This is a genomic window from Kitasatospora sp. NPDC051705, from assembly GCF_044453265.1.
Lineage (GTDB): Bacteria > Actinomycetota > Actinomycetes > Streptomycetales > Streptomycetaceae > Kitasatospora.
In genome coordinates this window covers 82,259-103,909 of record NZ_JBITCO010000002.1, presented here as the reverse complement: position 1 = coordinate 103,909, position 21,651 = coordinate 82,259, and the positions used below count along the sequence as shown (strand labels likewise).

18 protein-coding genes and 2 pseudogenes are annotated in these 21,651 nt (G+C 75.0%); 12 read left to right on the top strand and 8 right to left on the bottom strand.

What is annotated here, in order from left to right; translation table 11 throughout:
* Positions 1 to 58 precede the first annotated feature (58 nt).
* Positions 59 to 658, top strand: a complete 600-nt coding sequence (locus tag ACIA8Q_RS03105) for a DUF308 domain-containing protein (protein WP_360205222.1) — start codon at positions 59 to 61, stop codon at positions 656 to 658.
* Between the two features lie 112 nt (positions 659 to 770).
* Here the strand turns inward: ACIA8Q_RS03105 and ACIA8Q_RS03100 are convergent, their stop codons facing one another.
* Positions 771 to 1,406, bottom strand: coding sequence for a DUF6461 domain-containing protein (locus tag ACIA8Q_RS03100; RefSeq protein ID WP_360205219.1), 636 nt, complete (start codon positions 1,404 to 1,406; stop codon positions 771 to 773).
* Positions 1,407 to 1,770: 364 nt separating this feature from the next.
* Between ACIA8Q_RS03100 and ACIA8Q_RS03095 the strand changes: the two are divergent.
* Positions 1,771 to 1,878: pseudogene (locus tag ACIA8Q_RS03095) on the top strand (hypothetical protein); the annotation flags it as partial.
* Here the strand turns inward: ACIA8Q_RS03095 and ACIA8Q_RS03090 are convergent.
* A pseudogene (locus tag ACIA8Q_RS03090) lies at positions 1,863 to 3,116 on the bottom strand (CoA transferase); the annotation flags it as partial. The pseudogenes ACIA8Q_RS03095 and ACIA8Q_RS03090 overlap by 16 nt on opposite strands.
* A 314-nt stretch (positions 3,117 to 3,430) precedes the next feature.
* Between ACIA8Q_RS03090 and ACIA8Q_RS03085 the strand changes: the two are divergent.
* Positions 3,431 to 3,772 carry a DUF5713 family protein gene (locus ACIA8Q_RS03085; protein WP_360205213.1) on the top strand — a complete coding sequence of 114 codons (342 nt, stop codon included), beginning with the start codon at positions 3,431 to 3,433 and terminating at the stop codon, positions 3,770 to 3,772.
* A gap of 22 nt (positions 3,773 to 3,794) precedes the next feature.
* Here ACIA8Q_RS03085 and ACIA8Q_RS03080 read toward each other — a convergent pair whose 3' ends face one another.
* On the bottom strand, positions 3,795 to 5,054 hold the full coding sequence (locus ACIA8Q_RS03080) for a cytochrome P450 (protein ID WP_360205211.1): 1,260 nt from the start codon (positions 5,052 to 5,054) through the stop codon (positions 3,795 to 3,797).
* Between the two features lie 354 nt (positions 5,055 to 5,408).
* Between ACIA8Q_RS03080 and ACIA8Q_RS03075 the strand changes: the two genes are divergently transcribed.
* Entirely contained in the window at positions 5,409 to 6,281 is an 873-nt protein-coding gene (locus ACIA8Q_RS03075) for a hypothetical protein (protein WP_360205208.1), read from the top strand.
* Positions 6,282 to 6,545: 264 nt separating this feature from the next.
* Here the strand turns inward: ACIA8Q_RS03075 and ACIA8Q_RS03070 are convergent, their stop codons facing one another.
* On the bottom strand, positions 6,546 to 6,815 hold the full coding sequence (locus ACIA8Q_RS03070; RefSeq protein WP_360205205.1) for a zf-HC2 domain-containing protein: 270 nt from the start codon (positions 6,813 to 6,815) through the stop codon (positions 6,546 to 6,548).
* Between the two features lie 55 nt (positions 6,816 to 6,870).
* Between ACIA8Q_RS03070 and ACIA8Q_RS03065 the strand changes: the two genes are divergently transcribed.
* The 3 genes from ACIA8Q_RS03065 to ACIA8Q_RS03055 all read left to right on the top strand — a co-directional run bounded on the left by ACIA8Q_RS03065 (position 6,871) and on the right by ACIA8Q_RS03055 (position 9,507).
* Entirely contained in the window at positions 6,871 to 7,434 is a 564-nt protein-coding gene (locus tag ACIA8Q_RS03065) for a sigma-70 family RNA polymerase sigma factor (RefSeq protein WP_360205203.1), read from the top strand.
* Positions 7,435 to 7,604: 170 nt separating this feature from the next.
* Entirely contained in the window at positions 7,605 to 8,414 is an 810-nt protein-coding gene (locus ACIA8Q_RS03060; protein ID WP_360205201.1) for a helical backbone metal receptor, read from the top strand.
* 49 nt (positions 8,415 to 8,463) lie between these two features.
* Positions 8,464 to 9,507 carry a lytic transglycosylase domain-containing protein gene (locus ACIA8Q_RS03055; RefSeq protein WP_360205198.1) on the top strand — a complete coding sequence of 348 codons (1,044 nt, stop codon included), beginning with the start codon at positions 8,464 to 8,466 and terminating at the stop codon, positions 9,505 to 9,507.
* 79 nt (positions 9,508 to 9,586) lie between these two features.
* Here the strand turns inward: ACIA8Q_RS03055 and ACIA8Q_RS03050 are convergent, their stop codons facing one another.
* From ACIA8Q_RS03050 to ACIA8Q_RS03040, 3 genes are all read right to left on the bottom strand, one after another.
* Positions 9,587 to 11,863, bottom strand: a complete 2,277-nt coding sequence (locus ACIA8Q_RS03050; protein WP_360205195.1) for a hypothetical protein — start codon at positions 11,861 to 11,863, stop codon at positions 9,587 to 9,589.
* 205 nt (positions 11,864 to 12,068) lie between these two features.
* The gene (locus ACIA8Q_RS03045; RefSeq protein ID WP_360205460.1) at positions 12,069 to 13,658 is read right to left on the bottom strand and encodes a lipase maturation factor family protein; all 1,590 of its coding nucleotides are present in this window, start codon (positions 13,656 to 13,658) and stop codon (positions 12,069 to 12,071) included.
* Between the two features lie 420 nt (positions 13,659 to 14,078).
* The gene (locus tag ACIA8Q_RS03040; protein ID WP_363362880.1) at positions 14,079 to 15,152 is read right to left on the bottom strand and encodes a GAF domain-containing protein; all 1,074 of its coding nucleotides are present in this window, start codon (positions 15,150 to 15,152) and stop codon (positions 14,079 to 14,081) included.
* Positions 15,153 to 15,577: 425 nt separating this feature from the next.
* On the opposite strand from ACIA8Q_RS03040, the gene ACIA8Q_RS03035 reads away from it, so the two are divergent.
* From ACIA8Q_RS03035 to ACIA8Q_RS03015, 5 genes are all read left to right on the top strand, one after another.
* A complete protein-coding gene (locus ACIA8Q_RS03035; RefSeq protein ID WP_360205457.1) occupies positions 15,578 to 16,846 on the top strand; it encodes an acyl-CoA dehydrogenase family protein in 1,269 nt (422 codons plus the stop codon).
* A gap of 451 nt (positions 16,847 to 17,297) precedes the next feature.
* Complete coding sequence (locus tag ACIA8Q_RS03030; RefSeq protein WP_396316689.1) at positions 17,298 to 19,514, top strand: ATP-binding protein; 2,217 nt, start codon at positions 17,298 to 17,300, stop codon at positions 19,512 to 19,514.
* A complete protein-coding gene (locus tag ACIA8Q_RS03025) occupies positions 19,514 to 19,945 on the top strand; it encodes a roadblock/LC7 domain-containing protein (RefSeq protein WP_360205186.1) in 432 nt (143 codons plus the stop codon). The genes ACIA8Q_RS03030 and ACIA8Q_RS03025 overlap by 1 nt, the downstream gene beginning before the upstream one ends.
* On the top strand, positions 19,942 to 20,322 hold the full coding sequence (locus ACIA8Q_RS03020) for a DUF742 domain-containing protein (protein ID WP_396316688.1): 381 nt from the start codon (positions 19,942 to 19,944) through the stop codon (positions 20,320 to 20,322). Before ACIA8Q_RS03025 ends, ACIA8Q_RS03020 begins: the two co-directional genes overlap by 4 nt.
* A 96-nt stretch (positions 20,323 to 20,418) precedes the next feature.
* Positions 20,419 to 20,994: an ATP/GTP-binding protein gene (locus tag ACIA8Q_RS03015; protein WP_360205180.1), complete on the top strand. Its 576-nt coding sequence runs from the start codon at positions 20,419 to 20,421 to the stop codon at positions 20,992 to 20,994.
* 91 nt (positions 20,995 to 21,085) lie between these two features.
* On the opposite strand, the gene ACIA8Q_RS03010 is transcribed toward ACIA8Q_RS03015, so the two are convergent.
* Positions 21,086 to 21,574 (bottom strand): MarR family transcriptional regulator, encoded by a 489-nt coding sequence (locus ACIA8Q_RS03010; protein ID WP_360205177.1) that lies wholly within the window; start codon positions 21,572 to 21,574, stop codon positions 21,086 to 21,088.
* Between the last annotated feature and the right edge of the window lie 77 nt (positions 21,575 to 21,651).

Genomic DNA, 21,651 nt, shown 5'->3' with positions numbered 1-21,651 from the left:
CGACCGGGCCACGCTGGGCTTCGTCCCCTGCCCGTTCCCGGCCCGAGGAGTCGCCACCGTGGTCCCCCCGATCATCACCCCCGAAGGTTCCCCGGTCCAGGGACCGCTCGGCCTGCTCGCCAAGGCCGCCTGGCAGGTCCTGCTGGTCGCCGGGCTCGTCTCGCTCGGCCTCGGGGTCATCGTCTTCGCCTGGCCGGAACAGACCCTGCGGGTGGTGGGCGTGCTGTTCGGCCTCTACCTGCTGGTCATCGGCATCGTGCAGCTGGTCGCCGCGTTCGGCACCCACGCGACCACCGCGATGCGGGTGCTGGCCTTCATCAGCGGGGCGATCTGCGTCCTGCTGGGGTTGCTCTGCTTCCGCAGCGCGGCGGAGTCGCTGCTGCTGCTGGCGCTTTGGATCGGCATCGGCTGGCTGTTCCGGGGCATCACCCAGCTGTTCGCGGCGATCTCCGACCCGCTGATGCCGGCCCGTGGCTGGCAGGCCTTCGCGGGCGTGGCCAACACCGTGGCCGGCGTGCTGCTGATGGTCTGGCCGGTGGGCTCGATCACCGCGCTGACCGTGCTGGCGGGTTGCTGGCTGCTGATCCTGGGGCTGATCGAGATCGTGACGGCCGTGCGGGTGCGCGGTCAGGCCAAGCAGATCCCCGCCGGGGTCTGACGGGCTCACCGGCCCGGCCGCGGGGCCCCGGGGTGCCCCGCGCACCGTCGGGTGCCCCGCGCACCGTCGGGGGCCCCGGGCCCCGGGTTGGCGGCCGACGCTACCGCTACGGCTAAGGCCGCGGGGCGTAGCCGATCCGGAACGTCGCGGCCTCCAGCCGCTCCGGGCCGAGCCGGACGTCCGTCAGCCGTTCGGCCAGCGCGAAGGCGGCCTCGGTGTGCAGGTCGTACCGCTCCCCGTCGAGCTGGAAGCCGCAGGCGGTCAGCAAGTCGGGGATGCCGGGGGCCTCCGCGTCCGAGCCGTGCCGCTGGGTCGGGAACAGCGGTTCGAACTGGAGGCGGCAGCCGCCGCGCTCCCACCAGTTGAAGTGGTCCACCGCGTTGACGTTGCGGAAGTGCGAGACCAGCCGGGTGCCGTCCGCGAGCCGGGGGATGACCTCGTGCAGGCTGCCCAGGTACCCGTAGACCTCGACCGCGAGGGCCCAGCCGTCGAGGTCGGTGACGGCGACGAGCAGCCGGTCCTCGTCCTCGTCGAACAGGGCGCCGGCCTCCTCGTCCTCCCCGTCGTCGAAGGCCTCCCAGGCGGCGACCACCGCGTCCAGCCCGGTGACCTCCCGGCCGGGCAGGGCGTCGAAGCGGCGCAGCAGTTCGTCGGCGGTGATCCCCTCGACCTGGGTCAGGCAGTAGGCCTCACCGAGGACGGGGTAGCGCTGGTCGAACCAGGTGTAGTCGGTGGCGTGTGCGGTCATGCCCGGCATGCTGCCAGACGGCGGTGACAGCCGGGACACCCGACCCGGTCGTGGGCCCGGTCGGGGCCAGGCCGGGGCCACCCCGGCCGGGCAACGGGCGCGCCCGGGTGGCCGGGAAGGGCGCGGCGCACCCGGGGCCACCCGGTGACGTCAGAGCCAGACCGGCTCGTCCGTCCCCCAGCGCCCCGGCGGGCGGGCCCAGTCGGTGGGCGCGCCCTCGTAGGCGACCGGCGGCAGGGCGTGGCGCAGCCGTCCGTAGGCGGAGTCCGTCTCGGCCAGCCAGCGCGCCGGGTCGTACGGCGGCGGGGCGGCACTTCCGGCAGCGGCTCCGACCGCGGTTCCGACCGCCGGACCGACCGCGGTTCCGACCGCCGGACCGACCGCGGCTCCGGCCACCGGCCCGGCCGCGGCGCCGTCCGCCTCGGGTGCGATGCTGTGGAGCAGCCAGGAGGCGGTGCCGGCGAGGGAGTAGCGCAGGTGGCGGCCGCCGGGCCGGCCGGTGCGCTGGTCGGTGAGGGCGCGCAGGACGCCGGCGGCGATGAGGTACCCGGTGCCGTGGTCGAGGGCCTGGGCCGGCAGGACACCGGGGTGCCCGCCGGGGCCGGCCTCGTGGGCGGCGATGCCGACACCGGCCTGGACGAGGCTGTCGAAGCCCCGGCGGCCGGACCACGGGCCGGTCCAGCCCCAGGCGCAGAGCTGGGCGAGGACCAGGCCGGGGTGGCGCTGCGCCACGGCTTCGGCGGCGAGGCCGTGTGCGTCCAGGGCGCCCGGCCGGTAGGCGGTGACCAGGACGTCCGCGTCCGCGAGCAGGCCGTCGAAGACCGCGCGGTCGGCACGGTCCGCGAGGTCGAGACGGGTCGAGCGCTTGCCGAAGCCGGTGTCGGCGTGGGCGTCGTCGGCCTCGGGGATCCCGGGCGGGTCGACCCGCAGGACGTCGGCGCCGAGCAGGGCGAGCGTGCGGGTCGCGACCGGTCCGGCGATGACCCGGGTGAGGTCGAGGACGCGGAGCCCTGCGGCGGGCCGGGACACGTCGGCGCCTCCCAGCGGTCGGGGCGGTGCGGAGCCGACCACCCGGTGCTCCACCAGGGGGAGCTTGGCGTCCCGGACCGGCGCGACGGCCACGGCGAGCGCCCCCGCCGCATAGGCCCGCTCCTGGATCCGCTCGGTCGGCAGCCCGCCCAGCACGGCGGCGAGCTGCTCGGGCCCCGCGTCGGCGGGCAGGTCGAGCGCGGCGAGCAGCCGGGCGCGGTGGTGCGGGTAGTTGGCGTGGGTGCGGACCCAGCCGTCGGTGGTGCGCCAGAAACCGGAGTGCGGGGCGAAGCTGACGGGCGTACGGCCGTCGACCGTCAGGTGGCGCTCGCTGACGAAGGCGGTGGCGACGGCGCCCTCGTCCACCCGGACGGCCGGGACGGGGCCGCCGCTTCGGTGGGCGGCGAGTTCGGCGGCGGCCAGCGAGCAGGCGGCCACGGTGGCCCGGGCGAGCCGGCGCACCGGCAGGCCGGAGGGCAGCAGGTCGTCTGGGCCGTGGAAGGAGACCCTCTCCAGCAGGTCGGCCGCACCGCCGAGGGCGGCCCAGGCGTCGGCGGTGGGCCGGTCCGCGGACCCGGCCGGGGCCGGACGGGGTGCAGCCGCGGCCCGGACGGGTTCGGCGGGCTGCGCGTCGGGCCGCGCGGCGGCCCCGTTTCCTGGGGAGGTCGGACGCTCTGTCATGTCCCGCATTGTGCTCCCCTCCCGCGCTCCGCGCCGTGACGCCCGCCACCGCCGTCGGCACCGTCATCGGCACCCCACCGGGCCTGCGCCGACCGGCTGGTGGGGCCACCCGGACGTCGACCACTGCGGCGGCAACCCGCTGCCGGCCGGGACCCGGGTGCTGGTGCAGGCCGCCGAGCCGGCCACCGCCCGGCGCGGCGGCCACACCACCGACGCGCCGGAACGACAGTGCCGGACCGGATTGTCGGTGGCGTGGTGCACGATCGGCCCGACGGCCCGCACCCGACCGGGCCCTTACGGGAAGGGGAGGCGCCGTGGCGATCACGCACCCGCAGGTGGCGGAGCATGGGTTCCTTCGACAGCTGTACGCGGACGACTACTACCCCGACCACGTCCTCGACCGGGGCAGGGCGGTCCTGCTGCGGCTCTGCGAGCGGATCGAGGCCGAACGGCCGTCCGGCCTTGCGGAGCTGTACGTGCTGACGCAGGCCGCGACCGAGGAGTTCAACCGGCTGGAGGCGGAGTTCGAGGCGGCCGGGAGCGAGATCGAGACGGTCGCCCGGGAGGAGATCGCCGAGGACTTCTGGTTCGTCGCCTCGTCCTACGGCTTCGCGGACGCGGACGTGGAGGAGCTGATCGCCACCCGGGAGTGGTGAGCGGCGGCCCGGGCGGCCGACGTCAGTAGGTGAAGCGAAGCGACCGGACGCGGTGGTCGAAGCTGGACGGGACGAGCTCCGGTTCGCCCACCGAGCGCAGCTCGGGCAGGCGGGTGAACAGCTCGCGGAACAGTGCCTTCATCTCCTGCCGGGCCAGGTGCGCGCCGAGGCAGTAGTGCGGCCCGCCGCCGCCGAACCCCAGGTGCGGGTTGGGCGTGCGGGTGATGTCGAAGACCTCCGGGTCGGGGAAGACCGTCTCGTCCCGGTTGGCCGAGCCGAAGAACAGCGCGACCTTCTCCCCCGCCCGCAGCAGCGGCCCGCCGGGGCCGCCGAGCTCGTGGTCGACGGCGAGCGTCCGGCGGAACTGGACGATCGGCGTCGCGTACCGGACCATCTCGTCGACCGCGCCGCCCAGCCGCCCGTCCAGGTCGGCGAGGAGCAGGGCGCGCTGCTCCGGATGGACGGTCAGCAGGTGCAGGCCGTGTGCGAGGGCGTTGCGGGTGGTCTCCACCCCGGCGACCAGCAGCAGGGAGAAGAAGGCCCCGAGTTCGCGGCCGGAGAGCCGGCGGCCGTCCACGTCCGCGGTGACCAGCGCCGAGATGAGGTCCTCGGTGGGCCGGCGGCGGCGCTCGCGGCCGATGCCGGCGACCATGCCCTGCATCCGGGCGAGCGCCATCAGCCCGCGCCCCGGCACCCGGATCCGGCGGCGCAGCGGGCGGGCCACCCCCGCGTGCTCGGACGCGTGGTTGACCTGGTCGAGGATCGCCCGGCGCGGCCGCTCCGGGATGCCCATCATGGTGCAGATCACCTGGAAGGGGAGTTCGGCCGCCACCGAGGTGACGAAGTCGCCCGGTTCCTCGGGGCGCCGCCGCTCCAGGTCGTCGACCAGTCGGGCGGCGACCCGGCGGATGTCCTCCTCGACCTGGCCGAGCAGCCGGGGGGTGAAGGCCCGCGAGATGATCCGGCGCAGCTGGGCGTGCCGGGGGTCGTCGAGGTTGACCATCGAGTCGCCGAACAGCACCCGTACCCAGCGGACCGGCTCGGGGATGGTGACGCCCGGACCGCTGAGGAAGACGGCGGGGGTGCGGCTGGCCTCGACGACGTCGGCGTGGCGGACCAGCGCGTGGAAGCCCCGACCGGTGGCCGGATCGGCGAAGCGGACGGGGGCCGGGCGTCGGCGCAGTTCGGCGAAGGCGGCCGAGCGGGCGGGGGCCGGCAGCTGCCAGAAGCGGGGGTCGGCGAGGTCGACGGCCGGGGCCGCCGAGCCGGTCGAGGTCGCCATGGCCGGGCCTCCTGCTCGTGTGGTGTCGGGTGTCCTTGCGTCGCCCGGGCACCCGCCCGGCGGACACCCTCTGCGCCTGCGTGTGCACATTTAGTGAGCAACCGGGGGGAGATGTCAAACCGCGCTGGTAGTCGTACCGGCGCCGCCGGTCCGGGGCGGGGCCTCGGTGTACCGACAGGGCGGACGAGGCGGGGGGGTGGGGCCGACGGGGCGGGGGGGTGGGGCCGACGGGGCGGGGGACGGGGCCGATGGCTCCGACGGGGTCGACGGGGTCGACGGCCGGGCATGGTCTCACGGGGCGGAACCGGCCAATACCGGAGGGTGCGGTACGGACCGGGCCCGGCGAATGCGACGATGAGTGCCATCGTGATGACCGACCGGATCCGCCTGCTGCGCGCCGCGGTCTTCGCCGCGCTCTGCGTGGCGCTGGCCGCAGCGGCACACGTCGCCATGGCCGGGGCCGGAGTCTCGCCCCCGGTGCTGGCCGGCGCGTTCGCGGCCGTCCTCGGCCTGACCTGGCTGCTCGCCGGCGGGCGGCGCGGGCTCGGGGCGATCAGCGCGTGGATGGTCGCGGCACAGAGCGCGCTGCACCTGGTGTTCGAGCAGGCCGGGGCGCTCGGCGGCGGGAACGCCGGTCTCGGCCGGCTCGCCTCGACGGACTGGGCCGCCCTGCTGCTCTGCAACCCGGAACGGATCCCCGCCGGGCTCTCCCCCGCCGAGCTGGCCCGGATGGCGGGCCTCGATCCGGACGCGCCGCCCGCCGCCGGACTGCACCCGATGACCGGCATGCACCACGCGGCCGGTTCGCTCCCGGCGTCGGCGGCGGCTCCCGCCGCGACCGACGGCATGGCGATGGACATGGCCGGGATGGCGGGCATGCCGGGCCCGTCCGGGGTCTCCCCGGCGCACGGGATGGCGCACGGCATGGCCCACGGGATGTCCCTCGGGATGATCGCCGCCCACGCCCTCGCCGCCCTGGCCTGCGCCCTGCTGCTGTGGCGCGGAGACGCCGCGCTGGTGCGGCTCTTCGACCTGCTCGGCGCGCTCGGGTCGGTCGTCGCGGGCGTCCTGCTGTTCGCACTGCCGGCGCTCTTCGCGCGGCCCTTCGGCTACCGGCCGCCGGCCGCGCCCCGGCCTTCTCACGACCGGGCCCGCCCGCCGAGGTCGGTGCTCCTCACGCACGCCGTGGTGCGGCGCGGCCCGCCGGCCACCGCCCTCGCCTGCTGACGCGCCCGCCGCACTCCTCTCCGCTACGAGGTCTCCGCGACGGGCAGGTCGCCCTGCCGTCCGGTCGCGCCGTTGGCCGCCGCAGCGCCAGGGCCCGGGCCCGCGCCCGTCGTGCCGCCACCCCGACCGGGGTACGGCGCGCCGCGCGGTCGCCCACGGACACCGACGGCACCGCCCAGGGGCGGCCGCCGTTCCCAGCCCTCCCCTCAGGACCTCTCCATGCCCGACCACGACGGCGCACCGGCCTGCCCCGGCGCCACCGTCCTAGCGCTCCGCGGCCTCCGGCCCGTCCGGAGCCTGACCGCCCACCGCCTCCACCGGCCCGAGCCCGCCCAGCAGCCGGGCCGTCCACTCCTGCGACGGACCGTCGGCGGCGCCCGTGCGCACCAGCCCGTGCAGCCGCTCGGCCTGCTCCAGCCACTGCCGGCACCCGGCGCAGCGCGCGACGTGCTTGTCCAGTCGGCCGCCCGGCAGGCCGGTCGGCTCGCCGTCGAGCCGGGCCGACAGAGCGGTACGGAACTGCGCGCATCTCATACGACCATCGTCCCGCACGGCGGGGACGGCGCGGCCGACCGGGTCGGAGGACGCCGTGGATGACGAACAGCTCACCGCCCTCGCCCTGACCGCGCGCGCGGGCCGGGCACCCGACGTCGAGGCCTTCGTCCGCGCCACCCAGCGGGACGTCTGGCGGTTCGTCGCCCACCTCACCGACGTGCAGTCCGCCGACGACCTCGCCCAGGAGACCTTCCTGCGCGCGCTGCGCAGCCTGCCCGGGTTCGCCGGCCGCTCCTCGGCCCGCACCTGGTTGCTGTCCATCGCCCGGCGCACGGTCATCGACCGGTACCGGACGGCCGCGGCCCGGCCGCGCTGCGCCGCCCTGCCGGACTGGCAGGAGGCCGCGGAACGACAGGGAGTCGACCCGGCGGGCGGGTTCGAGGACGGCGTGGCGCTCGGCGACCTGCTCGACCGGGTGCCCGCCCAGCGAAGGGAGGCGTTCGTGCTCACCCAGGTGGTCGGCCTGAGCTACGCCGAGGCGGCGGAGGTCGCCGGGTGCCCGATCGGTACCGTCCGCTCCCGGGTCGCCCGCGCCCGGGAGGAGCTGGTAGCCCGGCTCCGGGCCGCCGAGAGCGGGGAGCTCGCGGCTGCCTGCTGAGGCAGGGCGGCGGGGGCGGGGGCGGGGACGTGTGGGCGGCCGCGCACCGACGCACGGGCGACGGGTAACAGATGACAGCAGACAGATGACAGATAACAGATTTCGAAAGCTGTCATCTGTTATCTGTCATCTGTCATCCGAGTCGCCGCCCCCGGGCATAGGGTGACGGGATGGCCGACCCCACCGTCCCGCGGGACGACCTCGACCTGCCCGTCCCGCTCGGCCCCCGCCCGCCGCGCCGGGTGGTGTCCCTGGTGCCGTCGCTCACCGAGGCGGTCGCCGCCACCGCCCCCGGGCTGCTGGTCGGCGCCACCGACTGGTGCAGCCACCCGGCCGACCTGGCCGTCACCCGGATCGGCGGCACCAAGAACCCGGACGTCCCGGGCGTCCTCGGCCTCGCCCCGGACCTCGTGCTGGCCAACGACGAGGAGAACCGGCGCGCCGACCTGGACGCGCTGCGGGCCGCCGGGGTCCCGGTGTGGGTCACCGACGTCCGTACCCTGGACGACGCCTTCCGCTCGCTCGACCGGATGCTCACCACCGCCTGCGGGCTCCCCCGCCCGGCCTGGCTGGACGAGGCCGAAGCGGCCTGGGCCGCCCCGCTGCGGCGTGCGCCCGGCGGCCCGCGGGCGGTCGTACCGATCTGGCGCCGCCCGTGGATGGTGCTCGGCCGCGACACCTTCGCCGGGGACCTGCTGCACCGCCTCGGCGTCCGGCTCGTCCACGCCGAGCACCCCGAGCGCTACCCGGCCGTACCGCTGCCGGAACTCCTCGCCTGCAGGCCCGACTTGGTCGTCCTGCCGGACGAGCCGTACCGCTTCACGGCGGACGACGGCCCGGAGGCGTTCCCCGGCGTCCCGGCGGCACTGGTCAGCGGGCGTCACCTGACCTGGTACGGACCGTCCCTGGTGACGGCACCTGCCGTCCTCGCGCGGGCATTGGACCACCCGTTCGTCCGGGGCACGGACGGCCCATCGTAGGATGACCGCCACTCGCCGGGACCGCCGGTGACAAGTGGGGGAACCTCAGATGACAGTCAGCACGTCCCGGCGCGCGCTGGTGATGGTGTCGGCCGCGGCCGTCTCCACCGCCGTGCTGGCCGGCTGCGGCAGCAAGCATGCCGACGACCACCAGAACGCCGCGGCCGGCACCACGGCCGTGGCGGCGACGACCACGCCGGCCGAGACGCCGAGCACCAGTCCGTCCGCGACCGCCACCACGAGCGCGAGCGCGACGCCGACCGCGTCGCCCACGGCGAGCCCCAGCGCCTCGCGCAGCGCGAGCCCGTCCGCGAGCAGGTCGGCCAAGCCCGGCACCACCAGCGCGGCCCCGAGCAGCGCCGCCCCCGGCCAGTCCGCCGCGGCCGCCGCGCCCACCACGCAGCCCCCGGTCGCCAAGCCCGTCGTCGCCGCCCCCGTACCGACCGCCAAGCCGGGCCCGGTCGCACCCCCGCCGCCGCCCGCGCTGGCCACGCCGCACGTCCCGCCGCTGCAGAGCGGCTGCCAGCCCTCCAAGCCCCAGCCGGACGAGCCCAAGGACGCCGTGGGCGCCGCCCTGGTCGCCGCGGCCGGGCAGAGCCGCACGCTCAACCTCAGCAGCGGAGGCACCGACAAGCTCCCGCCGCTGCCCGTCGCGCTGGTCAAGGCGATCGCCTGGCAGGAGAGCGGCTGGCAGTCCGGCATCCTCGCCTGCGACGGCGGGATCGGCACCATGCAGATCATGCCGAACACCGTCAGCTGGATGAACAGCAAGTTCGGCACCACGTCCGACCCGAAGACCCTCGCCGGGAACGTCCAGCTCGGCACCCAGCTGCTCGACTGGCTGGTCGCCTACTACGGCGACTCGTCCTTCGGCGGCAAGTACGACCTGTCCCCCGACCCGGCCACCGGCAAGACGCCGCTGCTCGACCTGGTCATCTCCGCGTACAACGCCGGTGCGGGCAACGTGCACTACAACACCGTCACCGACCCGACCACCAACCAGGTGGTCGGCAGTCTGGCCATCCCCAACCCGAGCTACGTGTCCAACGTCAAGGCACTGATGTCCGGGCAGCCGTGGAACAAGGCGGGCTGACCCCCACGGACGACGGAAGGGCCCGGGACGCGACATCCGCGTCCCGGGCCCTTCGTCACGCACCGTCCGCTCTCCGGGGTCAGCCCCGAGCGGCGGTGACGGCGGCGCCCAGCGCCTCCTTGATCCGCGGACCGAGGCGGGCGAAGCCCAGCTCCTTCATCGCCGCGCGCAGCAGTTCCTCCTCCGACCGCGTCTCGCCGTCGCCGTCCACCCACCGGACCACGGCGAGCAGCTCGTCGGCCGAGTAGGCGGTCACGGGCCGACCGGGCGTGAAGTCGGGCTTCGCGGGACGGCCGGCGGCGCCGGGCGCGGGCTCCGGCTCCAGCTCAGGCTCCGGCTCCTTCACCGGCTCAGCGGCCTGCTCCCGGACCGCCGGCTCCTCCAGGGCGACGGGCTCGGCGGCCTCCTCGACCACGGCAGCGGGGGTCTCGGTCTCGACCTCGACAACCTCGACCTCGGGCTCCTCCACAGCGACCGGCTCGACGGTCTCGTCGACGACCTCGACCTCCGCGGCAACCTCGGCCTCAGTGGCAACCTCGGTGACGACCTCGGCCTCGACGGTCTCAACGACGACGGGCTCCGCGGCGACCTCGGCCTCGGCCTCCTCCACAGCGACCGGCTCGACGGTCTCGTCGACGACCTCGGTCTCAGTGGCAACCTCGGCCTCAGTGGCAACCTCGGTGACGACCTCGGCCTCGACGGTCTCGACGACGACGGGCTGCTCGGTCACCTCCGCCTCGGCCGCAGGCGCCTCGGCAACCTCCGCCTCGGCTTCGGCAACCGGCTCGGCTTCCTCGACCGGATCGACGGTCTCCTCGACCGCCTCCGGCTCCGCAACCGCCTCGGCCTCGACGACCGGCTCGCTCGCGACGACGACCGGCTCCTCGACGGCGGGAGCCTCGGCGACGGCCTCGACCTCCGAAGCCTCCTCGACCGCTTCCTCCACGGGCTCGTCCGTCGCCACCGGCTCCGCGGTCTCCGACTCCTCCAGCGTCTCCGGGACGTCGGGGGCCTCCGCGAGCGCGGCGGTCGCGGCGGCCACCAGGTCGTCGGCAGCCGGGGACGGCGCCGGAAGAGTGACCACGACGGGCTGGGCCTCCACCGTCACCTCCTCCTCGGCGACCGCCTCGTGGACGTCCGTCTCCTCGGAGGGCTCGGCCTCGACGGCCACCGTCTCCGCAGCCACCTCGGCCTCGGCCTCAGTCTCGATCTCGGCCTCGGCGTCGGCTTCGGTCGCAACCTCGGAGACGACGTCGGTCGAGGGCTCCTCGACCGTCACCGGAGCCGTGGAGGACTCAGCGGTCTCCGGCTCAGCGGACTCGACCGACTCGACAACCTCCGACCCGGCGACCTCCGACCCGGCGGTGTCCGACTCGACGGTCCCCGCGGCGGTGCCCCCCGCGAGGCCGTCGCGCTGGCCGCCGGCCAGGGCCTGGCGGGCTGCGTAGGCGGCCTCGGCGGCGTAGCGGTCGGCGCGGGTGGCGGCGAGCTCGGAGAGGAGGTCGGCGAGACCGGCGTCCTCGAGGGTGGCGCGCAGCCCGCGGATGGTGGGCAGACGGTAGAGCGTGCCCTCGTCGGCGGCGAGGCGGTCGACGAGGTCGATCAGCCCGGCGAAGGCCAGCCCGTCGAGGTCGTGGCCGGGCAGCAGCCGGGCGAGCTCGCGCAGGCCGGTGTTGATGGACTCGAAGGTCTGGGCGGTCCGCTCGACGAGCGCGCCGTCGGCGGGTGCGGCCGGAAGGGTGCCGGAGGGGGCGAGGGCGGCCCAGGCGCGGCGCTCGATCTCGGCGGAGGTGAGCGCCTCGTGCAGGTCCTCGCGGCGGACGCGGCGGTCGGTGGCGAGCGCGGTGGCCTGCTTGCGCAGGGAGCGGGCGCGCAGCCACGACAGCTTGACGCCGTTCTCGCGGCGCCAGGCACCGTCGGCGGTGGCGGCGGCGAGGGCGCCGAGGTCGGCGTCGTAGGCGGCCCGGTGGAGGGTGGCGGCGGTCCGGTGCACGCGCTGGAGGAGTTCGACGAGCAGCACGGTCTTGGCGACGGTGTCGGGCTCGTCGAGCTTGGCCTCGGAGGCGAGGGCGGTGACGTCGTCCCAGGTCTGCTGGAGGTCGTGGCCGCGCAGCTCGGCGAGGGCCGTGGAGCCGGCGCGGGCGTCCTCGGGCGTGGCGACGGTGTCGACGGCCGCGTACCAGGCGTGGGTGTCGGCGGTGAGGGTGAAGGCGCCGAGTTCGGCGTAGCGGCCGAGGTCCTCGCGGAGGTCGGGCTCCGCCGTGGTGGCCTTGGCGTCCTGGGGGTCCTTGACGTCTGCGGCGGCGACGTCCGCCGGGTCGGCTGCGTCGGCGTTGCGCGAGTGAAGCACTGTCATGTGAGGTCCGGTTCTGGGCGGCGGCGGCGGGGCTGGCAGCGAGGGGGCGGCGGACCGGTTGCGCGGGGTGCCCCGGGGCGGGGGCGGGGGGGCGCGCGTGCGGGCCGCCGGTTGTGGACGCCCAGAATACGGGTGCCCGTTCGAGCCTTGCACGCACCCACCGCCCGACGGGTCGGTGTCGTATGCCGCACCGCCCACCTGGCCGCTACCGGGGAGGGCCGCCCGGGTGGCGGGGCGTGGGGCCGGACGGGTGGTCGGGGCCCGGGTGTGCGGTGCCGCCGGAGGGGTCGGCGGCCCGCCGGGCCGGGCGGCGCAGCCGGTCCAGGGGGACGGTTCGGGTACGTCGGCCGAGTGGCGGGCGGTGGCCGGCGCGGCTGAGGGCGGCGAGGTCGACCGGCGCGAGGTACTCGTGGAGGGCGGTCCGGTGCCACCAGGCGCCGGTGCGCCGCAGTTCGCGCCAATCGGTGAACCGGTAGAGGTGGAGGGTCGCCCGGACGTGGGTCGGCGGGGCGTCGGGGAAGGGGTTGTGGCGCAGCAGGCGCAGGGTGGCCGGGTCGCCGGCGAGCAGGCGGGCGACGAAGGGCAGGAACCAGGGGCGGGCGTAGGCGGGCGAGATGGCGGCGAACCACATCAGCCAGTCGAGCCGCAGGTGGTAGGGGGCGTACTGGCGCGGGAGGCGGTGCACGTCACCGGGTTTGCCCTTGAAGCCGTACTCGCGCCACACCGTGCGGGGGGTGGGGTGCGGCTCGTCGGTGCCCTCGATGACGATCTCCTGGCGGATCCGGTTGATGCTGCCGAAGGCGCCGTAGGAGTTGACGAGGTGCAGGCGGTTGAAGGAGCGGTTCATGACCTGGCGGCGGGAGATCAGGTTGCGGACCGGCCAGTAGCTGAGGACGGCGACGGCGACGGTCAGCGCGACCACCAGGGCCTCGAACCAGAGCGGGGCGGCGGGGCGGGGGTGGGTCCCGGCGGGCAGGCCGAGTCGGGAGGGCTCGACGGCGGCGAGGGCGAGCGCGATGGTCAGCCAGTTGAGCCAGGCGAAGTTGCCGGAGGCGATCAGCCACAGCTGGGTGGCGACGACGGCGCAGGCGGCGTAGGTCGCGACCGGTTGCGGGAGGAGGAGGCAGAGCGGGACGAGGAGTTGGACGACGTGGTTGGCGCCCGCCTCGATCCGGTGCAGCGGGTCGGGCAGGTGGTGGAAGAACCAGCTGAGCGGTCCGGGCATGGGCTGGGTCTCGTGGTGGTAGCGCAGGCAGGTGAGGTCGCGCCAGCAGCTGTCGCCGCGCAGTTTGATCAGTCCGGCGCCGAACTCGACGCGGAGGACCAGCCAGCGCATCAGCCAGAGCACCAGGGCGGGCGGGGCGGTGTCGGCGTTGCCGAGGAAGGCGGCGAGGAAGCCGGCCTCGAGCAGCAGCGATTCCCAGCCGAAGGAGTACCAGGTCTGTCCGACGTTGACGATGGAGAGGTAGAGGGACCACAGCACCGCCCACAGCAGGACGGAGGCCCAGAGCGGGACGGCGTCACCGAGTCCGGCGGTGACGGCGGCGGCGAGTGCGGCTCCGCCGAGGGCGACGGCGGCGAAGAAGCGGTCGCTGTAGTGGAGGTGGAAGATCCCGGGCGCGTGGCGGAAGGGGACGCGGGCGGTGAACCGGGGCACCGGCAGCATGCCGTCGGTGCCGATGAGGGGGCGGAACTGGGCGGCGGCGGCGAGGAACCCGGTCAGGTAGAGGGCGGCGATCAGTCGCTGGACGAGCAGCCGGCTGAGCCAGTAGTCGGGGGCGGCGAACCAGTCCATGCGGCCCATGCCTACCACCGGCGGCCGTCGGGCGGGCGCCGGCCGGGGGCGGGCGGTGGGCGGTTCACCCGCTCGGGCCCGGCGTCGGGGGCCGGGGCCGGGGCCGGCGCGGGTGCCGGGACAGTCGGCCCACGGCGGGTGGCCGGAGGCAGGTGGCCCGAGGCGGGCGGCCCCGGCTCGGCGGCCGGAGCCCGTCCGGCCGTCCGGTGGTGCGCGAACTCCGGCGCGCCGGGGGCGGGGTGTCCGCAACGGCACCGTGGCGGGGAGCCTCTCCTCGGGGGTGAGAGGCGCCCCGCCACGGTGGTGGACGGTGCCCGCCGGCGCGGTGCGCTGTGCGCCGGGCGGTCTGTGGTGGTGACGGTGCGGATGCGGGCGGCTGCGTCGCCGCCGGATTCCGGGTCGACGGGTCGGATCGGCGGCTCAGCCCGGCAGGACGAGGCCGGACTCCCCGGCGATGCCCGGGCGGCCGGCGGGGGTGGCGCCGTTCTGCTGGAGCCGGTCGACGAGCAGGGCGGCCAGCGTGCCGAGCTCCTCCTCGGTGCGGGACTGCGCGGTGACGTCCATGCCGACGGTGAGGACGCCGTTGACCTGGCCGGTGCGCGCGACCCGCAGCGGGGTGCAGGTGAAGCTGAAGATCTGCTGGCCGCGCTGGGCGTCGGGCCGGCTCGACTGGATCCGGACGTCGTTGAGGACGGTGCTGCGCCCGGTGTGGTAGGCCTCGGCGACGGCCTGCTGGAGACCGGCCGCGCCGAGCTGCGGGTAGGCGACGCCGATCGCGCCGTAGGCCACCGGCGCGCCGAAGGTGTCGGCGTGCTGGGCGTTGGCGTAGCGGATCTCCTGGCCGGGGCCGTCGGTGAGCATGATGGGGAACGGGGAGCCGTCGAAGGCGGCGAACATCTCCTGCTGCTGGGCGAGCAGGTTGTCGCGCAGCCGGATCTCGGAGAGCAGGGCCTCGGCGAGGTGCTGGATGTCGCGCAGCCGTTCGCGTCCCCACTGCCGGGGTTCCCGGTCGAGGACGCAGACGGTGCCGATGACGGTGTTGGTGTCGTCGACGAGCGGTGCGCCGAGGTAGGCGCGCACGCCCAGTTCGTCGACGACCGGGTTTCCGGAGAACCGGGGGTAGGCGAGGATGTCGTCGAGCGCGAGGGGGGAGCGCTGGGCGACGACGTGCGGGCAGAAGCCGTGACTCAGCGGCATCTGACGGGTGGGAAGGTCGAAGGCGATGCCCCGATCGGCCCACGAGGCGCCTTCTTCGACGGCGGCGTCGTTGGAGTTTGGCGGAATGTAGAGCCCCCGGAACATCTGGCGCTCGTCGTTGATGAAGTTGACCATCGCGATGGGAGCGCGGGTGATGCTGGCGGCCAGGTGGGCGAAGCGGTCGAAGGCCTCGTCCGCGGACGGTTCGTTGAGACCGAGGCTGCGCAGCCTGCGGGTCCGCTCGGACTCCCCGGGGGCACCCGGGAACTGGCCTTGAGTGCTCATCACATCAGTCATGGCGCACATGTAATCAGACATCCGGGCGCTGCGGTGCTCCCGGTCCGGTTCACCACCCCTGCTGATGAACAGTCAAAGCTGCACGTGAACGGACGCTCAGTAGGCGGCGACAGTGGGGGAAGATCACTTCCCACTTGGCGTCACGACAAAACACCCCAGAGTAAGGATGAACCGAATCCCGCCAATCCAAGATCGACTCTGGGTCGGCACAGGAGGCCCATATGACAATGAGCCCTGCCGAAGACACGGACGGTATTCCCAACCCTGGGAAGGCCGCCCCGAGTTCCGCACGCACCCGATGGCAAGGGGCAGTCGGCCGCCACCACCTCCACACACCCCACCTGTTCCCGGGGGCGGCCGGAGCGGCTTCGACGGCACGGACGGAGGCACGACACACCCGCTGAACGAGAGGACCCAGCATGGCGATGGACTACTTCACCGACGAGCGACACGAGAGTCTCCGGGTCGAGGTCCGGGAGTTCGCGGAGAAGGAGATACGCCCGCACGTGGCCAGAATGGAGGCCGATCGAACGGTCGAGTTCGAGCTCGCACGGGAGATCGCCCGCCGGGGCTGGATCGGTGTGACGATTCCGCGCGAGTACGGCGGACTCGGGCTCGGGCACCTCGCCAAGACCGTGATCGTGGAGGAGCTGGCCCGGGTCAGCGGCGCCATGGGCGCGATGGCCCAGGCCTCCCAGCTCGGCGTCGCCAAGGTCATCCACTTCGGCTCGCCCGCCCAGCGGCGCGCCTGGCTGCCGCGGTTCGCCTCCGGCCGGTCCCTGCCGACCATCGCCGTCACCGAACCGGAGTCCGGCGGCCACGTGCTGGGCATGGCCGGCACCGCCCGCCGCGAGGGCGACGAGTACGTGCTCAACGGCCGCAAGTGGTTCGTCGGCAACTCCCACATCGGCGACGTGCACGGCGTGGTCCTGCGCACCGACGAGGGCAGCCGGGGCCTGTCCGCGTTCCTGGTGGAGAGCGACCGCCCCGGCTTCCGCACCGGGGAACTCGGCTCGCAGAGCGGCCTGCACGGCTTCAGCTTCGGCGAGATCGTCTTCGAGGACTGCCGCATCCCGGTCGGCAACCGGCTGGGCCGCGAGGGGCAGGGCCTGGACGTCGCCTACTCCTCCTCGACCCTGTACGGACGGCTCAACCTCGCCGCCGTCGCCCTCGGCATCCACGTCGCGATCGTCGAGGACACCGCGCGCTTCGCCGAGGAGCGGGTGCTGTACGGCAAGCCGCTCAACCAGCTGCCCAACATCGCGCTCAAGCTCGGCGAGATGCAGTCCCGGCTGATGACCGCCAAGTTGGCCGCGTACCACGCCTCGCACCTGCTCGACCACGGCAAGGCCTGCGACGCCGAGCTGATGAACGCCAAGCTCATCAACACCGAGTACGCGCTGGACTCCGCGCGCAACGCCATGGAGATCCACGCGGCCCGGGGCCTGCAGACGGAGTTCGGCATCGAGCGCTACCTGCGCGACGCCACTCACGTCTACCCGCCGGCCGGTACCTCGGACGTCCAGCGGCTGCGGCTCGGCCAGGTCGCCTGCGGCACCTACGGCAAGCAGTGGTCGGCGGAGCTGTCCGGCCTGGCGAGCTGGGCGTGGACCGAACTGTCCCAGCACGAGGCCGCGGTGGAGGAGCAGGCCTTCCGCGGCGCGCAGATCGTGCCGATACCGCTGGCGGGCTGACCGGCGGCCGCCGTCCGGCCGGGCCGCGGTGCGCCCGCGTGCGGCAGCGGGTGTTCGTGTGCGGCGGCAGCGGAGGACCGCGAACGTTCAGCATAGCGACGGATTGACCTGTTCCTGACGGCTCTCCGGGAGGCTCCCCTGGCCCCCCGGAGAGCCGTACTCGTTCCCCCGGAACCGAGTTGAGCTGCGATGATGCGTCGGCGAACGCTTCGACCGGAATTGTGCGGCGACGCCAGAAGCCGTTCACATATCGTCAGTTGATGTTGCGATGAGGGCACCTGGGGCTGGTAGCGTTCCTGCCGTCGGCGGCCGTGCTGCACCCCGTCCGGACGATGACACCGCGTCAACCCGTCCGGCCACCCCGGCCGTGGCGCCCTGAAGCCCCGGCCGAACCGCGCACGGGCCGACCCGCCGTTCGGCCCAGCGACCCGGCCCTGCAACAAGGAATCAGATGCCAGGCATATCGGCCCCCCGCACGGGCCACCGCGCCGGCCGGTCCGGCTCGCTCCGCAGCTCCCTCCTCGCCCTCGTGCTGGTCCCCAGCCTGGGCCTCGCCGCCGCCTGGGGCTACGCCGCCTACCTGCTGCGCGACGCCGAGCACCGCACCGCGCTGGTCGTCGGCAGCGCCGTCGTCGCGCTGGTCCTGCTGGTCAGCCTGGTCCGCGGCGTCCGGGCCGCCCGGGCGCTGTCCGCCCGCCTGTCCGGACTGCGCTCCGACACCCTCGCGCTCGCCCAGCAGGAGATCCCCGAGGTCGTCGACCGGCTGCGCGCCGGTGAGCCGGTGCCCACCCCGCCCGCCTGGTCGCCCTCCCGCCGCGCCGGCGACGAGGTCCAGCAGACCACCGACGGCCTCGCCGCCGTGCGCCAGGCCGCCGTCGCCGCCATCGTGCACCAGGCCCAGGGCCGCGAGGGCACCAAGAAGGTCTTCCTCAACATCGCCCGGCGCACCCAGATCCTGATCCACCGCCAGATCAGCATGCTCGACGCCCTGGAGCGCGAGCACGAGGAACCCGAGCTGCTGCGCGAACTGTTCGCCGTCGACCACCTCGCCACCCGGATGCGGCGCAACGCCGAGAACCTCGTCATCCTCGGCGGCGCCCTGCCCGCGCGGCGCTGGCGCAACGCCGTGCCGATGGTCAACGTGCTGCGCAGCGCCGTCTCCGAGACCGAGAACTACGCCCGCGTCGTCGTCCAGGGCGTGCCGCGCGCCTCGCTCAGCGGGCAGGCCGTCGCCGACGTCATCCACCTCATCGCCGAGCTGATCGAGAACGGCACCACCTTCTCCCCGCCGTACACCCAGGTGCAGGTCTCCGCGCAGGAGGTCACCAAGGGCCTCGCCGTCGAGGTCGAGGACCGCGGCCTCGGCATGGGCGAGGAGGAGTACGAGCGGCTCAACGACTACCTGGCCAACCCGCCCGAGCTGGACGTCTCCGCCCTCGGCGACGACCTGCGCCTGGGCCTGTTCGTCGTCGCGCGGCTCGCCGCCCGGCACGACATCCAGGTGACCCTGCGGCCCTCGCCGTACGGCGGCACCCGGGCCGTGGTGCTGGTGCCGTCGGTGCTGCTGGAGCAGGCCGAGCAGCCGGCCTCGGTGCCCGGGCTGCCCTCCGGCGCCCGGGTCACCCGGACCCCGGTGCCCGAGGCGACGGCGACGGCGACGGCGGACGACGCCGCAGCCGCGGAGCTGTCGGGCGCGCTGGCCGGGGTGCTCGGCGGGCTGCTGGGCGGGGAGCCCGGCGCGGCTCCCGGGGGCACGGGCGCTCCGGGCCGGGACGGCGGGTCCGACCCGGCCGGTCCGGCTGGGTCGGCCGGTGCGCCCGGGCTCCCTGGGGGTCCCGACGCCGCGGTGGTCACCGGAGCGCCGGATGCGCCGGGGGTTCCCCGTCTGCCGGGTCTGCCGGGTGCGCCGGGCGGTCCCGACGGGCCGGGTGTGCCGGGTCTGCCCGGCCTGCCGGGCGGCCCCGGGATCCTCGGCGAGGGCAACAGCGGTGTGATCATCGGTGAATTGCTCGCCCAGTACCCCGTGGACCCCGGGCCCGAGGACGGCACCGCCCAGGCCCCGGCCAACGGCGGGCTGCCGGTCGGCGCCGAGATCCCCGGCCTGCCCGGTGCGGTGGTCGTCCCCCGGCCCGCCATGCCGAGGCCGTACGACCTCCCGGGCGGCGAGCCGGCCACCGGACCGGACACCGCGGTCGAACCCGCCGGGCCGCCCTTCGACGGCGTCGGCTCCGACCGTGGCACGCCCACCCACGAGCGAGCCGAGGAGGCCCCCCTGGAGCACGGGCCCGACGGCGAGCTGCGCACCCCGCGGATCCTGCCGCAGCGGGTCCGCAACGCCAGCCTCGCCGAGCAGCTCCGCGAGGCCAACGCGCCCGGCGCCATGATGCCCCCGGCGGCCGGTCTCCCGGCCCAGACGGGCCCGGCGAACGCCCCGCGGACCGGCCCCCGGCACCTCGGCGCCGAGATCGACGACCCGTCACCGCAGCGCTCGCGCGCCACCATGGCCGCCATCCAGCGCGGCACCCGGACCGCCCGCGCGGCCGACCACGAACCGGACGGGCCCGCCACGCCCGCCGCCCCCCAGGCGCCGGCCGCGCCGCACGCCCCGGCCGCACCCGCCGCCGCCCAGGAAGCCTCCGCCGTTCAGGAAGCCAAGGATCAGCAGTGATGACGCAGCACACCGACACCCAGCGCGACCTCAACTGGCTGCTGGACCAGCTGGTGGCGCGGGTCCCCGAGACCCGCCACGCCATCGTCCTCTCCGAGGACGGCCTGCTGGTCGGCATGTCGCAGGGCCTCGACCGGGCCGACGCCGAGCACCTGTCGGCCGTCGCCTCCGGCCTACAGAGCCTCGCCCGCGGCGCCGGGCACCGGTTCAACGGGGGCCGGGTCCGGCAGACCGTGGTCGAGATGGACCAGCTGTTCCTCTTCGTCACCACCGCCGGCCAGGGCGCCCGGCTCGCCGTCCTCACCAGCGAGCAGGTGGACGCCGGGCTGATGGCCTACGAGATCAACATGCTGGTCAAGCAGGTCGGCCAGTACCTCACCGCGGCGCCGCGCAGCGACGCCGGCCAGGCCGGCGCGGGTGGCGGTGCGTGACCGCCGACGCCGACGAGGCCTGGTTCTACGACAAGGACGCAGGCCATCTGGTCCGCCCCTACGCCATCACCAACGGGCGTACCGGTCCGGTCCGTGACGGCTTCGCGCTGATCACCCTGGTGGTCACCGCGGACCCGCGCACCGACACCAGCCAGCTCACCCCCGAGCCGGCCGCGATCATCGACCTGTGCCGCGAACGCCCGCTGGCCGTGGCCGAGATCGCGGCCACGCTCGACCTGCCGGTGAGCGTGGTCAAGGTGCTGCTGGACGACCTCGCCGAGGCCCGGCTGATCCTCACCCGTGCCCCGGTGGCGCTCGCCGAGGCACCGGACATCGCGCTGATCCAGGCCGTGATCGAAGGCGTCCGCCGGCTCTGACCGGGCGGCTGCCGACCGTTCCCCGCAGCTCTCCCCAGCTCCGCCCAGTCCTCCCCAGCTCTCCGCACACTCCAGCAGCACTCCAGGAGACCCGAATTGACGACCCAGAGCCTGGTGCCGGGCGCGGTCAAGATCCTCGTCGCCGGTGGCTTCGGCGTCGGCAAGACCACCATGGTCGGATCGGTCAGCGAGATCGAACCGCTCCAGACCGAGGAGCGGATGACCCGCGCCAGCATCGGGATCGACAACCTCGACGGTGTCCAGGGAAAGTCCACCACCACCGTGGCGATGGACTTCGGGCGGATCACCGTCCGCGAGGACCTGGTGCTCTACCTGTTCGGCACCCCCGGCCAGTTCCGGTTCTGGTTCATGTGGGATGACCTCGCCCTCGGCGCGCTCGGGGCGATCATCCTCGCCGACACCCGGCGGCTCGAGTCCAGCTTCGCCGCCGTGGACTTCTTCGAGCAGCGCGGCATCCCGTTCGCGATCGGCGTCAACTGCTTCCACGGCCGGCGCGACGCCAGCCCCGAGGACGTCCGCCGCGCCCTCGACCTCGGCCCCGAAGTCCCGATCGTGCTCTGCGACGTCCGGGAGCGCTCGTCCAGCAAGGAACTGCTGCTCGCCCTGCTCGACCGGGTCCGCCAGGACGCCCTGGCCGCCGGTCGACGCTGAGCACCCGCCGACCGTCGGGGCCACCGGGGCCACCGCGACCGGCAGACCCGGCAGACCCTCGCGGCCCGGCCTCGGTCGGCCCGGGCGGCGGTCAGGCCCGGGCGGCGGCCAGCCCGGGGCCGGCCTCCGCGGTGGCCTCGTCGTCGAGCTCGGCCAGGCCGCGCACCAGCGGGGCCAGTTCGGGGAGTTCGGCGGCCTGCGCCAGGGTCGCCTCCAGGGCCGCGTCGTGCACCGGACGGGCGGCCTCCAGCAGGGTGCGGCCCTCGGGAGTCAGCTCGGTGTAGATGCCGCGCCGGTCGTCGGCGCAGAGGTAGCGGGCGAGCAGCCCGCGGTCCTCGAGCCGGGTGACCAGCCGCGTGGTCGCGCTGCTGCTCAGCGCCGCGGCGCGGGCCAGCTGCTGCATCCGCATGTGCCACCCGTCCTGGCGCGAGAGCGCGTCCAGCACGGTGTACTCGACCACCGAGAGCCGGTGCTCCGACTGGAGCGCCTTCTCCAGGGCGGTCTCGATCAGGCCGTGCAGCGCGGCGAGCGTCCGCCAGCCACGGGCCCGGACCTCGGCCGCGTCGTCACGGATCCCCATCGCCCGCCGTCCCTTCCGTCCTCCGGTGCCGCCGTGCTTCCCACAACGCTCCGGCTGCGACCAGTATGCCAGCCGAC